Source organism: Nostoc sp. ChiQUE01b (assembly GCF_034531255.1).
Lineage (GTDB): Bacteria > Cyanobacteriota > Cyanobacteriia > Cyanobacteriales > Nostocaceae > Nostoc.
In genome coordinates, this window is the sequence record NZ_JAVRBM010000092.1 from 20,587 (window position 1) to 35,994 (window position 15,408).

General features: G+C 43.6%; 9 protein-coding genes. 1 reads left to right on the forward strand and 8 read right to left on the reverse strand.

Translation table 11 applies throughout. The features are described from left to right. The first annotated feature begins 25 nt into the window (after nucleotides 1-25). On the forward strand, nucleotides 26-634 hold the full coding sequence (locus RMY63_RS35115; RefSeq protein WP_322733118.1) for a TetR/AcrR family transcriptional regulator: 609 nt from the start codon (nucleotides 26-28) through the stop codon (nucleotides 632-634). A gap of 599 nt (nucleotides 635-1,233) precedes the next feature. Here the strand turns inward: RMY63_RS35115 and RMY63_RS35120 are convergent. The 8 genes from RMY63_RS35120 to RMY63_RS35155 all read right to left on the reverse strand — a co-directional run bounded on the left by RMY63_RS35120 (nucleotide 1,234) and on the right by RMY63_RS35155 (nucleotide 15,227). Then, the gene (locus tag RMY63_RS35120) at nucleotides 1,234-1,962 is read right to left on the reverse strand and encodes a hypothetical protein (protein ID WP_322733119.1); all 729 of its coding nucleotides are present in this window, start codon (nucleotides 1,960-1,962) and stop codon (nucleotides 1,234-1,236) included. 441 nt (nucleotides 1,963-2,403) lie between these two features. Beyond that, on the reverse strand, nucleotides 2,404-2,574 hold the full coding sequence (locus tag RMY63_RS35125; protein ID WP_322733120.1) for a hypothetical protein: 171 nt from the start codon (nucleotides 2,572-2,574) through the stop codon (nucleotides 2,404-2,406). Nucleotides 2,575-2,652: 78 nt separating this feature from the next. Beyond that, nucleotides 2,653-6,165: a filamentous hemagglutinin N-terminal domain-containing protein gene (locus RMY63_RS35130; RefSeq protein WP_322733121.1), complete on the reverse strand. Its 3,513-nt coding sequence runs from the start codon at nucleotides 6,163-6,165 to the stop codon at nucleotides 2,653-2,655. Nucleotides 6,166-6,308: 143 nt separating this feature from the next. Beyond that, nucleotides 6,309-6,494, reverse strand: coding sequence for a hypothetical protein (locus RMY63_RS35135; protein ID WP_322733122.1), 186 nt, complete (start codon nucleotides 6,492-6,494; stop codon nucleotides 6,309-6,311). Between the two features lie 85 nt (nucleotides 6,495-6,579). After that, nucleotides 6,580-9,162, reverse strand: coding sequence for a CHAT domain-containing protein (locus RMY63_RS35140; RefSeq protein WP_322733123.1), 2,583 nt, complete (start codon nucleotides 9,160-9,162; stop codon nucleotides 6,580-6,582). A gap of 54 nt (nucleotides 9,163-9,216) precedes the next feature. Then, nucleotides 9,217-12,765, reverse strand: coding sequence for a filamentous hemagglutinin N-terminal domain-containing protein (locus tag RMY63_RS35145; RefSeq protein WP_322733124.1), 3,549 nt, complete (start codon nucleotides 12,763-12,765; stop codon nucleotides 9,217-9,219). A gap of 145 nt (nucleotides 12,766-12,910) precedes the next feature. Then, the gene (locus RMY63_RS35150; protein WP_322733125.1) at nucleotides 12,911-14,293 is read right to left on the reverse strand and encodes an HlyD family secretion protein; all 1,383 of its coding nucleotides are present in this window, start codon (nucleotides 14,291-14,293) and stop codon (nucleotides 12,911-12,913) included. A gap of 163 nt (nucleotides 14,294-14,456) precedes the next feature. Beyond that, nucleotides 14,457-15,227 carry a polysaccharide lyase family 7 protein gene (locus tag RMY63_RS35155; RefSeq protein WP_322733126.1) on the reverse strand — a complete coding sequence of 257 codons (771 nt, stop codon included), beginning with the start codon at nucleotides 15,225-15,227 and terminating at the stop codon, nucleotides 14,457-14,459. Nucleotides 15,228-15,408: the final 181 nt, after the last annotated feature.

Here is a 15,408-nt window from a genome sequence, read left to right on the forward strand (position 1 = left end):
TGAAAGTAAGTACTTGCCAACATAAATGCATAAAACCATCCGTTCATCAACTCTCACCCGTACACGTTTGATAGAAGCTGCCTTGCAGGTATTTGCCAGTTTAGGTGTTCAAGGAGCAACTACCCGTGAAATAGCTCGTGTTGCTGGTGTGAATGAGGTGACTTTATTTCGCCACTTTGCTAGCAAAGAACAACTTCTGGGAGCAGTAATGAAAAATGCCTTAGCACTCCAGACAGAAGCCCTTGCACACCCTGAAGCGTGGACACAGGATCTAAAAATTGATTTAAAACAGTATGCCCATCTCTACAATACTATGCTAGAGACACAGGAAGACTTAATTCGTACCTTCATTGGAGAAGCCAAACGTCATCCAGAGGCAGCCAAACAAGTTATTCAAGAAGCTGCTAAACCCTTAAGGGAAAAACTTGTAGCTTACCTGCAATCGAGTCAGAAACGAGGCACTGTTAGGGCAGACCTCGATCCATTTCCGGCTGTCGATATGTTTACAGGAATGCTATTGGCTGGAATGCTATGCCGCAGTGCAAAATTCAATCAAGGCTGCTATAGCTGTGAGGACTATATCGAAACCTGTGTAGATATTTTGGTGCGTGGTATCAGTACCACTCCCCTCTAATACCATTTCACTTTCAAGTTGATATAAATAGGGAGCAGGGGGAAAGAGTTAGAGACAAATCATTATAATATGTTCAATAGATATAAATACTAGTACAGCATAGCGTAAATAAACATACCTTATATACTTTTTTCTCCGGTTATTAGCGATCGCATCACTCACCACTTGGTTTAGTACTTATATACTGTTTCCCTGGTTATTAGCGATCGCACCTCTTCGTCCATCGGCTTATTTTAGTACACATCTACTATTACCCCCCTACCTTTGTCTACAGCCCATACTATGTACTCCGGGAGGTGCAGAATCTGATATCTAACGAATTGTAAAGATACTATCTTTGGCAACTTCGTATTATTTATGGGAAGATGGTACTCTATATAGCAATCCGATTTGATTCAAAGAATTACTCGTAGAGACTAGGGACTCTTTACTGGGGGAGGTGGGGCCCCTGAAGGGGATAAGGGGTAATGGGGACTGGGAAGAAGGAATAAAAGTGTACTGAGTTTTTTTCACGCAATCAAATATGAGTCCTATATCTAGAATAAATATTAATGTAATTACCAAAATATTGGTAATATTATCGTACGTTCAGAGTTTCATCAAGACGATCCCTGATTTTTGATTTGTTTAGATGTAGCTTCCATAAAATCGATAAAAACTTTTATTAGCTTATGAATTCCCTCGCTACCTCCTGCAATTAAACCTCCTGTCAGCAATGCATCTAAACAACGGAAAATAATTACTTGTATGGGATTATCTAAATCAATAACTACAAGTGGTTCGATTGAGCGAATACCTATTGCGCTCATTAAAAGACCGAATAAAAGAGATGTCCATAGAGCAATTGTTCGTGTATCAGATTTATAAGCTGCTTTTTGGCGCTCTTTTTCATTTATATCATCAATTTGTGGGTTGAATATTTTTAATGGTTCTTGTTGGTTTTGTGTAAAGTTTTGGATAATTTGCTGTTCTAAACTCATTCCTTCAGGTGGGAGTCCACTGACTTGATTAGATTCTAAAGAAGAGAATTGGTTCTGTTGTATTTCCATAAGTCTTATTTTCTCAGACAATAGAGCCTTTTTTTGCTGAATACTAATATCTAATTGTTCGACGAATGGGCCACGCCAAGTAGTTATAAAAACTTCTAAAGAACGCTCTAACAGCAAAGAAATGAATAATTGTAATGTGAGCAGTTGGACAATATCATTAACTCCAAATGGTTTTAAAACAAATGGTTTAGATGATAACCAAGTTGACAAGGTTACTACTAGAAAACTAATAATGATTAACACAATAAATAGAGGAGATTCTGGAGAAAGCTTTAGCAATGTATCTATACTCCTGTTTCGCGTCACAATATCTAACACAGCCTGGAGGTGAAAACTACACCTGCTGAGTAACTTAACAACGTTAATTTGATAGAACAGTAAATAATTTCTGAGCCGTCCCTTTTTTCTAAAAGTTTGATAAGTTACGCCCTTGTGGGAGCAGAAAGCATTCCAGTGCTACTGTGCATGGGATGAAGCTAGAGCAAGTAGTAACCGTAGCACCAACTAAAAACCCCTCCAAAGTGTTGCAGGGGTCAAAGTAATTTTTGCAAATGAGATGGTGATTAGGGAGAGACAGCAGCTTTGGCTTTATCAACTGATTGTAGAGCAAAGCTGGCATCCGTTTTTACGTATTAACCATCAAGGAACCTAGTTGTAAAAAACCTACACCTGTCAGAGGGGGAGCAGGGGGAGAGACAAGGTAAGCTTATTTATGCAGGTCTATGCAATGGGATTGTAAATTGATGCGATCGCATTGTTAGGCGAAACAATTGCATTGTAAATCGATGCGATCGCATTGTAAATCGATACAATCGCATTGTTAGTCAAAACAATCGCATTGTCAGTCGATACAATCGCATTATCACCCAATACAATCACATCGTCAGTCAAAACAATCGAATTGTCAGCCGAAACAATCGCATTGTCAGTCGATGAAAAAAACCCAGATTACAATCTGACTTTCTGAAATTACGAATTACGAATTGCTCTACAAGATGCAGGCTTTAACCAAGGACTATGAGGCGTAGTGCTGGGAAGATTTGCTGTCAGGACAACTTCCCCTTTTTCGTTTAGCGCCAAACCAGTAGCTTCTATGATCGGTTCTGGTGCGGGGGTAGTTGTTTTGCTGGGAACAAAGGAGCTACTGCGTTCATTACCATTTGGATTGAGAGTCACCCAATCTACCTCCACTGCATCAGTGTTGAAAACGTCGCCTGGATTAGGTGGTAAGCCGCCGCGTCCAGTGATTGTAAAACTGCTCTCAGCTAAATTTCCACCAGCTTGACAAGTCTGTGCTACTTGCGTATCAACTGGTACAGATGGTAAGTTGACTAAGCCACTGTTGAGGTCTACATCTGGCGTGTTAAGTTCTACAGTGCCACTTACACCAAACTCAGAACTAGCGGTGATGTCCGAAAGAAAAGTTGGGTTAGAGCGGGGTTGAATGCCATAGATACCAATGGCTTGAATATTTACTCTCCCACCACTGCCTGTGTAAGCATTAGCAGTGATGTCGCTATTTTCCTTTGGGACAGCAACAATGAAGCCCGACGGGGCATTGATGGTGATGTTGCCACCATTACCACCAGCTTTTTCTGTACCTGCGGTGGTCGAAATGGAAGCGCCACGATGCAGAAGCAGTAAATCAGTTTGTAAGTTAATGTTGCCACCGTTACCCGATGCAGAGCGGGCGTTGAGTATGCCACTGTTGTCTAGAGTAACTCTAGGTGAGGTGACAATAATATCTCCAGCAGTACCCGTCGGACTTTGGGAGTCAACTAACAAGCCACTGTTAAAGTTAGAACTATTGCCAGAAATGGTGAAAAAATCAGCAGCATTAACTTTGATTGTGCCTGCATTCCCTTGTCCAAAGGTTGAGGCAGAAAGTTGCCCTCCATCAAGAACCTCAACTCTATTTGCATTTAATGCAATATTGCCACCATTCCCCTCTCCACCAGTACTAGCAAACATAACACCATTAATTAAAGAAAATAAGGTGGAGGAGATAATAATGTTACCTCCATGACCTATCCCTCCTGGTGATACTAAGCTGAAAATCCCACTGTTAATTCCAACAATCCTTACTGAATCAGTAACTTCTATGTTAATATTTCCAGCATCTCCCTGCCCAGCAGGCTGATCAAAAACATTAGTAGAAATTGCACTTATTAATTGGGCACTATCATTGAGAGAAAGTGAAGTAGCTTTAATATCGAGATTTCCCCCTTTACCAACACCTCCAGCCCCTACCGCAGTGTTAATATTGGTAGAACTACCTGCAAGAGAAACTGAATCTCTGGCACGGACAGTTATGTTGCCTGCTCGACCTTGCCCTTGAGTTGCGGTAGCCAATGTAGCACCATTATTTAGCGAGACAGTGCCGGAATCAATAGTAATGTTACCTCCATTGCCTATTGCTCTTGATCCCACTATGCTAAATACACCACTTTCAACGCCGTTAAAGAAAACAAAATCGCGGGCGAATATATTAACATTGCTAGCATTTCCCTCTCCTAAAGTGCTGGCACTTAGTCTAGCGCTATTGGTGATTAATAACGAGCCAGTTGTGATGTTGATACTACCTCCATTGCCTACAGCCTTATCTCCCACTTGGCTAGTTACTCTACTATAAAAACCATCACTGTCTTGTCCATCAAAAGATACGGTATCACGAGCTTGTATTACTATACTGCCCGCATTTCCTCGACCCCGAGTGTTGGCATTCAGTTCAGCTCCATCTCGTAATGAGAAAGAACCAGAATTGATAGTAATGTTACCCGCACTGCCAACTGTCCCCTCGTCCACAAAGCTGCTAATCCCACTCGGTATACTTTCTCGTAATGAGAAAGAACCAGAATTGATAGTAATGTTACCCGCACTGCCAACTGTCCCCTCGTCCACAAAGCTGCTAATCCCACTCGGTATACTTTTCTCCCCAGCAATATCAACTTTTCCAGTAACATTCACATTGACATTCCCCGCATCCCCCTGTCCTGCTGGCGCTGTTGCAGATGCTTTACTAGTAATGGTTTGCAGTTGAGCGCCATCAATTAGTGACAGAGTTGCAGCATTGATACCGATATTGCCACCTTTACCTACACCCCCTGATTCCACCCTGCTGAAGATGTCACTATCTGCAAGGGAAACAGCATCTTTTGCACTCACTGTCACGTTCCCCGCATTCCCTTGTCCAGATGTTGAAGCAATAAGTCCAGCGCCATCAATTAGTGATAGTGTTGCCGCATTGATGTTGATATTGCCACCTTTACCTACACCTCCGGCTTCCACCGTACTGAAGATGGCAGCATTTGCAAGGAGGTCAACAGCATTTTTGGCACTCACTGTCACATCTCCTGCGTTCCCTTTTCCAAATGTTGAAGCAGCAATTTGAGCGCGATCGCGTAATGAAAAAGAACCAGAATCGATAGTAATGTTGCCCCCATCGCCAAGTGACCCCAAGCGTACAAGATTACCAACTCCCCTCCCACCAGCAACTTTGATTTCCTCGGTAGCATTCAGCGTAATATCTCCGGCAACAGTTTCAGGTGTCCCCAAACCTTGCCCAATACCGCCGCTTAAATAACTTCCTCCCAATATCTCTAGATTAGAGGCATTGACTGCAATATTACCGCCACCAGCGCCTTGTACATATATACCTGCTTGATTGGTAAGGGATACCGAAGTTCGCGCAACATTCTCAGAAAATCCCAAGCTGAGATTATCGCCATCTACACTCAACGCTACACTACCAGGTTCCGCCAATCCTCCTAACTCAACTCGTCCACCAAAAGCATTTAATTCTCCCCCATCCATGCTGACATTACCACCTACCAGCAGCAAACTCTTACCATTTGGTACTCGTAAACCAAATGCATTAAAACCTGCTGGATCTTGTTCTGCAAATGCAACTGAGCTATTTTGAATCCCTGCGTTTTTATTAATCTGATTGAACAGCAATGCTGAAGGATTAATAGTCAACAACGGTGAAGGGATATTTTTCTCAGTAGCGCTAAAAAATCCGATATTTCCAAATTGCAGTGCATTGGCAGTAGTCGCTACAAAAGAACCACCAATATTCAACGAAGCATTACGCCCAAAAATAATCCCACTAGGATTAATCAGAAACAGGTTGGGATTAGAGTTACCAAATGTGCCAATGGTTCCCAAAATCTTGGAGGGGTTACCACCTGTAACGCGGGCCAAAATATTCTGAATATTCGCGCTTCGACTGTAGAAATAGGCTCCTCGTCCTTCAGCCACATTGAATTCCCGAAAACTATGGAATAGATTTGCACCCCGCTGCGCCCCGCCATCGATTACGTCAACAGGTGAGTCAGGAGTAAAAGGTGTGACCAAAGAACTTTCAGCACCCAGCGTATTATCAGGTATGGGCTTGAGTTCCTCAGCTAGGGCGCAATTTGCACTCCAAATGCTTGAACCACATATCGCAATCCCTATAAACCAGCTCCAACGATTACTCATCTCAGACATTGTACACCCCTAAGCAAACAGCAGTTGCGGAACATTGGTTATGTCACACCACTCATCTGGGTTTACAGTGGTTGAAGTCACCTCTGGATAATTCTTAGTTGCGATCGCGTTAGTTTTACGCAAAACTTACTAATTTATTTACATAAATTTATACAACATAATTCATTAGTCGATGCGATCGCATTGTCAGGCGAAACAATCGCATTCTCAGGCGAAACAATCGCATTGTTAGTCGATACAATCGTATTGTCACCCAATACAATCGTATTGTCAGGCGAAACAATCGCATTGTTAGGCGAAACAATCGCATTGTCAGCCAATACAATGGCATCTGCGTAAGTAAATAAACAAAAAGTTAACTCCAACTCCTAGCTTGAATCCCCCACTTTCAATGGTGAGAGTGGCTCAAAGCCAATTACCTAGCAGAACATAAGGGGCCCAAAACATCGGACGTTTGTATTTGGAATTTTGCAAAAGAGAGAGCTGGGCGTGACGGAGTACTTCAGCTTTAGTCAGGTTTTTATTGGCTAACTCTTGGTAAAATTTACTCATCAACACAGCAGTAGACTCATCATCTAAGTTCCACAAAGAAGCGATCGTACTGCGTGCTCCTGCCTGAAAAGCGACACCAGCAATTCCTAGTGCAGCTTGTTCGTCCCCGGTAGCTGTTTGACAAGCACTAAGAATGAGTAATTCAATCGCTTCGGGTCTATTTTGCTCTAGCGTTCGCACTAACTCATTTAACTTTTTGACATAAATACGCTCATTCCAAGCGACAATAAATGTCTCTTCAGGCTTGGAGCTAAACTGACCATGAGTTGCAAGATGAACAATAGGGAAAGGTAGAGAATTAATCCGGTTTTGCAAAGTTTTGCTAGTAAATTCTTGATTCAGAAGGATGCTGCTAGGGACTTGAGAGCGGATTTCTTCTAATTCGAGTTTGACGTTGGGTAGTGCAGAAAATCCCGAACTTGCTTCACTCAATCCTGCGACTATTGCCTTTAATTCCTTCTCCAATGGTTTAGGTTCAATCAGTTGCAAACTAGGAGTAAGTGCAATGTTATACTTCTCAACTAGATACTGTTTGCCATCGTAGAGAACTGCCATTGGAATATTTCGTAACCAGCCATCCAGCACAAACACCAAAGTAGGAATCTTGCTTTCAGCTAAGGCAGCTTCAGCAGGTTGAATCAGCCATTTGTAAACCTTCTGGGATAAAGATTGAACCTGTCGCGGCGTGTGTGGTTTGGGTAGATTTTCCTGTAGTTGCCTTAAAGTAGTTTTCACTTCATTTTCAACTACAGGGGTAGTGTAGTGCAACCAACGCTGTTGAGGCAACTCGATGATCACCTCTAGTCGGTCTGGCAAAATAAATGGATAAATAATTGCTGCCGTTGGATCTTTTTTTGGATTACGGATTTGAGCATTCAAACAGTTGTTGCGAAAGAAGTTTTCTAGTTCTGCTATTTGGAGTAATTCGATTGTATTGCTGGCTTTTTCGAGATTTTCAAAGCTCACTTCCAAGTTACCTTGAGATTGCAAAAGTAAATCAACCAACTGTCGATAAACTGGTTCAACTTCTTCTCGAAAGGAAAATTTCACCGCAGAATTGACAGCAACTAAATCACTACGGAGGGCTTGGAGGTTATTAACTGCTTCTGTGTAAGCTGATACTGCTTTTTTGATATCTCCCTTAGCTTTCAGCAAACGTCCTAGTTGCCATTGCCATTGATAGCCAATGTCTTTAGCATCGATAGCTTGAGCGATGAGCAAGGCTTGTTGGGTGAGGTTTTGGGCATCAGACCATTGTTGGGTTTGTTCGTACACATGCCCTAAAACACCAATAGCATAAGATTCTGTGCGTCTATCTTGCAAACTTTTTGCTTGCTCAATAGCAGTTGCCAGTAATTGCGCAATGTCCAACCATGAGGGAGTGTCTGCGGCGGTTTTTTTTCGGAATTGTATTAGACTTTGGGCAAAGTTAATCCGGGCAGAAATTGCTGTCCGACTGATGGGTAAGTCGTGAAGTTGAGTTTGAATTTGGGAGGATACTGTTTGGAAAGCTGACAATTGCTCAGTTTTCAGCAGCAGTCTTAGTTGATTGGCTTGGGCTTGGATGCGTGTAATAGGTGAGGTTGCAGTTTTGAGAGTTTGTTGATAATATTTTATAGCTGTTTGCGTGTCTTGCTGAACACGGGCTGTATTACCCAGACTGAGGAGAATATCAGCGATCGCTTCCTTATCTGGCAACGATGAAGCTACTTCTAAACTTTGCTGCAATATCTGCCGAGATGTTTCTAAATCACCAGTGACTTGCACGACATTACCGAGACTATGCAGGGCTGCAACTTTAACAGGTGAGTTGGGTTGACTTTGGAGAATCTGGGTACTGTCCCTTAAGGTCTTCTCCGCTTGACGATAAAACCCTAAAACTTGCAAAGCTTGCGCTTGGTTAATTCGATTTTGAATAACCGCCCTTTCACTGCCTATTTTTGTATAAATGTCAAGTGATACTCGCCAAGTATCCAGGGCATCTTCAGCTTTGCCTTGAGCCAATTGCAGGCGACCTTTGATATCTAGGATTTGGGCTATAATTTGCTCTTTAGTATCTATATTTTGAGCAGTTTGTAATAAGTTGAGACTTTGAGCGATCGCACCTTCTGCCTCTGACCACTGTCCCAATTGCTGATAAGCTAATGAGAGATTACCCAGTGCGATCGCAAGCCTTTGATCATCTCCGTTGCCTTGTAATGCAGAGATAGCCTGTTGCCAAGAAGTAGCAGCTTCAGCAAACCGTTCAGTTTCATAAAATTTACTGCCCTGTTCCAGCAAGTTTTGGGCATCGGGCAACCTTTTAACAATGGAGTTTTCCGCAGTTACATGTGCGAAAGTGGGGGGCAATAAAAGAGCGCCTAAGAATATAGCCAAAAGCAGCAGTACACTTAAAAAGCGTTTAATTTTCCGTAATCTAGATTTTTTTATCGCCATGTTTTTGCCCCCACTTACACCGCGTTTTTACTAAAAATAGACAGTGTAAGTTGCTCAACCTCCCTGGCGTCGATTAAATACACTACAATCGGCTGTCCTCTGCCAGGAAGAATGAGGCGTGGGTGTGGGTGCAAGAAGAGTGAGAATTACATCGCCATTAGCAGCAATTACCCAACCAGTAGCTTCTACTATGCGAGTTGGTGTTGGGTTAATCGGATTTGTGAAAACTGCTGGAGTATTACCTACTTTTGGGTTGAGACTCACCAAATCTACCTGCACTGCGTCAGCGCTGAGGGCTTCACCTGGATTAGGTGGTAAACCACCGCGTCCAGTGATTGTAAAACTGCTCTTAGCTACAGCACTACCTGCGGTACAAGTCTGTGCTAATTGAGTATCAACTGGTACAGATGGTAAGTTGACTAAGCCACTGTTGGGGTCTACATCTGGCGTGTTAAGTTCTACAGTGCCATTTACGCCAAACTCAGAACTAGCGGTGATATCACTTAGAGAGGTTTGGTTAGAGCGGGGTTGAATGCCATAGATACCAAAGGCTTGAATATCTACACTTCCACCGTTGCCTGTGTAAGCTTTAGCGGTGATGTCGCTATTTTCGCTTGGGACGGCAACAATGAAGCCCGACGAGGCATCAATATTAATGTTGCCACCATTACCACCAGCTTGTGCCGTGCCTGCGGTGGTGGAAATGGAAGCGCCACGACGCAGAAGCAGTAAATCAGTTTCTAAGTTGATGTCGCCACCGTTACCCGATGCAGATTGGGCGTTGAGTCTGCCACCGTTGTCTAAGGTAACTTTGGGTGAGGTGACGAGAATATCTCCAGCACTACCGGTCGTACTTTGGGAGTTCACAAACAAGCCAGTGTTAATGTTTGAACTTTTGCTAGAAATGGTGAAAAAATCAGCAGCATTCACTTTAATTGTGCCTGCATTCCCTTGTCCATAAGTTGAGGCAGCAAGTTGAGCGCGATCTACTAACGAGAAGGAACCAGAATCGATAGTAATGTTACCCCCATTGCCAACTGTCCCCGTATCCACAAAGCTGAAAATCCTACTTTTCTCTCCAGCAATATTAACAGCGCCAGTAACATTAACATTGACATTCCCTGCATCGCCCCGTCCTGCTGGCTGGTTATTAAATGCTTCATTAGTAGAGGTTAGCAGTTGAGCGCCATCAATTAGTGATAGTGTTGTAGCATTGATGTCGATATTGCCACCTTTACCTACACCCCCTGACTCCACCGTGGTGAGGATGCCAGCACCTGCAAGGTCAATAGTATCTTTTGCACTCACTGTCACATTCCCTGCATTCCCTTGTCCAAATGTTGAGGCAGAAAGTAGAGCGCCATCAATTAGTGACACTTTTGCAGCATTGATGTCGATATTACCTCCCTTACCTACACCTTCTGCTTCCACCGTGCTGAAGATGTAAGCATTACCAGCGAAGGAAACAGCATTTTTTGCACTCACTGTCACATTCCCCGCATTCCCTTCTCCAAAAGTTGAGGCAGCAAGTTGAGCGCGATCGCGTAATGAGAATGAACCAGAATTGATAGTAATGTTACCCCCATTACCAACTGTCCCCGTATTCACCAGGCTGCTAATCCCACTAAAAGAATTATTATTATTCTTTCCAGCAATATCAACTGACCCAGTAACATTAATATTGACATTCCCTCCATCCCTCTGTCCTGGTGGTTGGGTATCAAATGCAGCACGAGTTAGGGTTAGCAGTTGAGCGCCATCTTTTAGTGAAAGGGTTGCAGCATTGATGTTGATATTGCCACCTTTACCTACACCTCCTGCTTCTACCGTACTGAGGATGGCAGCATCTGCAAGGTCAACAGCATTTTTTGCACTCACTGTTACATTCCCCGCATTGCCTTGTCCAGCAGTTGAGGCAGTAAGTTGAGCGCCGTCTCGTAACGAGAAGGAACCAGAATTGATAGTAATGTTACCCCCATTGCCAACTGTCCCGGTTTCCACCGCGCTGCCAATCCCACTGACTAAACCTAAACCCTTTTTCCTCCCAGCAATATCAACTGACCCAGTAACATTAATATTGACATTCCCCGCATCCCCCCGTCCTGCTGGTTGGGTGTTAAATGCACCACCAGTAATGGTTAGCAATTGAGCACCCTCAGTAAGTGATAAAGAAGCAGCATTGATGTTGATATTGCCACCTTTACCTACACCCCCTGCTTCCACCGTGCTGAAGATGTCACCATCTGCAAGAGAAATAGTATCTTTTGCACTCACTGTTACATTCCCCGCATTCCCTTGTCCAGAGGTTGAGGTTTGAAGCTTAGCGTCACCAATTAGTGATAAAGAAGCAGCATTGATGTCGATATTGCCACCTTTACCTATACCCCTTGCTGACACTGTGCTGAGGATGGAAGCATCTAGAAGAGAAATAGTATCTTTTGCATTCACTGTCACATTCCCCGCATTCCCTCGTCCAGCAGTTGAGGCAGCAAGTTCAGCGCGATCGCGTAATGAGAATGAACCAGAATCGATAGTAATGTTACCCCCATTGCCTTGTGATCCTAAATACACAAGATTAAAAACTACGCTCCCAGTAGCAACTTTGATTGACTCGGTAGCATTCAGCGTAATATCTCCCGCGACAGTTTCAGGTGTCCCCAAACTTTGCCCAATACCACCGCTTAAAATACTTCCTCCCAATATCTCTAGATTCTTAGCATTGACTGCAATATTACCGCCGCCAGCAGCTTCTACAAAAACACCAGCCCTATTAGTAAAAGATATATCTGCTTGCGTCACATTCTCAGGAAATCTCAAGCTGAGATTATCGCCATCTAACAAGAGCGCTACAGTCCCAGGTTCGCTCAATCCTCCTAACTCAACTCGTCCACCATTAGCATTTAATCCTCCCCCATCTATGTTGATATTCCCACCCACCAGCAGTAAACTCTTACCATTTGGTACTCGTAAACCAAATCCATCAAAGCCTGCTGGATCTTTTCCTGCGGGTGCAATTGAGTTATTTTGAATTGCTGCGTTTTGATTAATCTGATTCAACAGCAATGCTGAAGGATTAATAGTCAATAATGGTGAAGGGATATTTTTCTCAGTAGCGCTAAAAAATCCGATATTTCCAAATTGCAGTGCATTCGCTGTACTCGCCACAAAAGAACCACCAATATTTAATTGAGCATTCTGACGAAAAATAATCCCATTAGGATTAATTAGAAACAGGTTAGCTGTACCATTAGCCCGAATTAACCCATCAATATTAGAAGCCGATCCACCCGTTACCCTACTGATGATATTTTGAATATCCGCAACATTATTAAAGAAAGCAGTACTCCCAGTTGGAACAGAAAACTCCTCAAAACTGTGGAACAAGTTGCGTCCAGCTTGGGTTCCCCCTTCAATGGTTCTGATGTTGTCTTGTGTTGTAACACTCGAATTATTGGGTAGAGTGCTATCGGGGGTAATTTGGGCTAAAGCGCAATTAAAAGAAAAAGCGAATGTCTGCAATACAGCTTCGCCGATCGTACTACCCATTACTAACCAACTTCCCAGTGCGAATTTCCAGCACCAAGACGGACTGCATCGTGTCATTCTCAACATTGCAACCTTAGATAACCAGCAAGTAAACTACATCCTCTTTCCTCTTATAAGGATAGATAGAAAACCCACGGTAGGATTGCGAGAAATAGTTACGAATAGTTACGCTGCGATGCCTGCGGCGGGCTACACCAACGCCCTAAATGTCTGCAATCAACCTTGCCTTCCTCAAAAAGAATTGCATCACAGTCTCTTCTCTAGAAATAATATCAACCGTACCTTCCATTCCCAATTGCAGCGCACACAAGTGTTTGTCCCTACCTAGAGAAAGGCTTTCTGGCTCAATTGTTACCCCATAGAACCCACCAACGGCTGCCATCTTTTGGTTGGCAGATGTAGTGTCGGTGGCATTAGCAGCATTCCCTTGAGGTGCAATCGCATCTGGAGAAATCATCTTAACCTGGCCTTTGAGAGTACCATAATCTGGATAAGGACAAGCAGAAACCCGCATTTGTACCTTTTGGCCTTGTTTCAACTTATTTTTATCCTGAAGTGCTACTGCTGCCTTAATCTCCAAGGGAGCATCACCAGGGACAATTTGGGCAATCTCCTGTCCAGCAGGCACTGTTTGACCGGAGTTTCGCAGGTTTAATTTAGAAATAATCCCGTCTGCTGTGGCAGTAATTTTAGTTTGGCTGAGGTCGATATTTACTTGTTGAAGTTCGCGGGTGTCCCTCTCTAGCTGTTTTTGAATTTCAATTCGTTGCTGGATTAGAGCAAGGCGTTCTTTATTTAAAGTAGCAATGCTGGCTTGACCGGTAGCTTTTTCTTGAGCAATGCGTTGAGAAGCGATCACTACTTGTGCATTACTGGGATTAAGAGCAGTTTGGAGATTTTGCAATTTGGCTTTAGCTGCCTGGAGAGCTTGTTCTTGCTGGCGAACAGCTAGTTGTGCTTCCTCAAATTGATCTTGAGACAAAGCGCCGGCTTTAGCTACACTCTCATAGCGATTTCGCTTTGACTGGGCAGCTTTCAGACCAGCATCCGCAGCTTTGACATTGGCATCCGCTTCTTGGACATCAGTAGCGGTAGTAATAAGTTTATCTTGATAGTTCCGGCTGCGATCGCTTAATTCAGCTTCAGCACCAGCAATAACCCGGTTGATGCGCTCAGTTTCAGCTAAAACCTGGCTATTAATGGCGTTAATCTGGGCATTAATTTGAAACAGTTGTAAACGACTTTGCCCAATGCTACTTTGCAGTTGGCTCTTTTTGGTTTGTAGCTTCGAGTTGTCAATAGTGGCAATCACATCCCCTTTTTTGACAACTTGATTCTCTGCAACAAAAACCCGCGTCACCTGACCTTCGGTAGCAGCTTGCACGAGTCGCAATTCACCAGCAGGGCGGATGAGTGCCTGTCCTTTAACTGTCACTTTATATTTGGTAACAGAGGCGAGTGGAACGCCTAACCCCACAGCACAGACAAGAACTATTCCGCCCCAAGTAGTCCAACGACCAAGTGGCGGGAGAAACTCGTTGTCTTGAATTGGGGGCAAGTAGTCTGAGTTGGAATGGCTAACCATGATGATTGAATTTACGTATTGACAAATGTTACTAACAGAATCAAAATACCCAGGTTGCAACCGTTTGACAGAGATAATGGCAGATTTATAGTCTAAAATCTAGACATTCCGGCATTTTTTGGGAAATTTACATACTGGTAAAAAAGCTGAAAGCCTCTGCAAATTAGCGTAGGGTAATTTTGCGTACTTCTATTTCCGCGTAAGCGTAAGGGTCAGTCTCGTATTTATTAGCAGATAAGTTTTTGTTCACACATACAGTGTTAGTGTTACCGTAAATATCAGTGTTTGAACAAGCTTGAATATATATGCCCGCCTTGAAGTAACAGGAACCGATAATACCCGTCATCTTCACAGTACCAGTACTACTGGTTACACCTGAACGCAGGTTTTTATAAGTGACGTTAACATTGCCACCGGATGTAACAGCAATGTCGATAGTCATCGGATCGCCAATCTTATAGGTACTGTCGAGAAGCTTGGTAGTAGTGTCGTTGTTGAAACGAGCTTCAAGCTTGCCGATGTCCGTCGAGCCGTTGGCAAAGTCCGGGCCGAAGTACTTCACCATCATCAGGTCGTTTTTTGAGTCATGAATCTGGGCGATGGTGGCTTCCGGCTTCTTCGTGGTGGTGTGCAACAAGGTCTGTTCCAGGTACATGCCACGATCGGTATTCTGACAGTTCCAAACAGCAGACTCTGTTCCATCACCCTGCATTTCACGCAGTTCTGAACGGGCGTAAGCAGTATTTGTGCTGGTACGTGCGCCCCCAGCGATCGCTTTCAAAAGCACACCATTCTTCGCAGCATTCAGACGAAAATATTCTGAATTACTGTATGTCTTGAGTTGCGGCTGCTTAATTTCCGTTGCTTTGTTTGAGTTGGGCGGGGAATTCAAGCTGATTGGCAGGGTGAGCTTCCACTTGCTGAGGTCAAGCACATCGGCCGGGTACTGAGCGTTACCACTTGAGACCTGATCATTTGAGGGATTTGAAGTACCACTGCTCTCACCAGTTGAGGGATTGGAAGTACCACTGCTCGTACAGCCATTGGTCGAACCCAGCGAATTAACCCTCTTTTATCACTCTCGACAAAGTATAATTAGGAGCGATCGCAAAAAC

Coding starts and splice junctions, on each gene's coding strand:
- RMY63_RS35115 (WP_322733118.1), top strand. CDS start 26: ATGCATAAAACCATCCGTTCATCAACTCTCACCCGTACACGTTTGATA.
- RMY63_RS35130 (WP_322733121.1), bottom strand. CDS start 6,165: ATGAGTAATCGTTGGAGCTGGTTTATAGGGATTGCGATATGTGGTTCA.
- RMY63_RS35140 (WP_322733123.1), bottom strand. CDS start 9,162: ATGGCGATAAAAAAATCTAGATTACGGAAAATTAAACGCTTTTTAAGT.
- RMY63_RS35145 (WP_322733124.1), bottom strand. CDS start 12,765: ATGACACGATGCAGTCCGTCTTGGTGCTGGAAATTCGCACTGGGAAGT.
- RMY63_RS35150 (WP_322733125.1), bottom strand. CDS start 14,293: ATGGTTAGCCATTCCAACTCAGACTACTTGCCCCCAATTCAAGACAAC.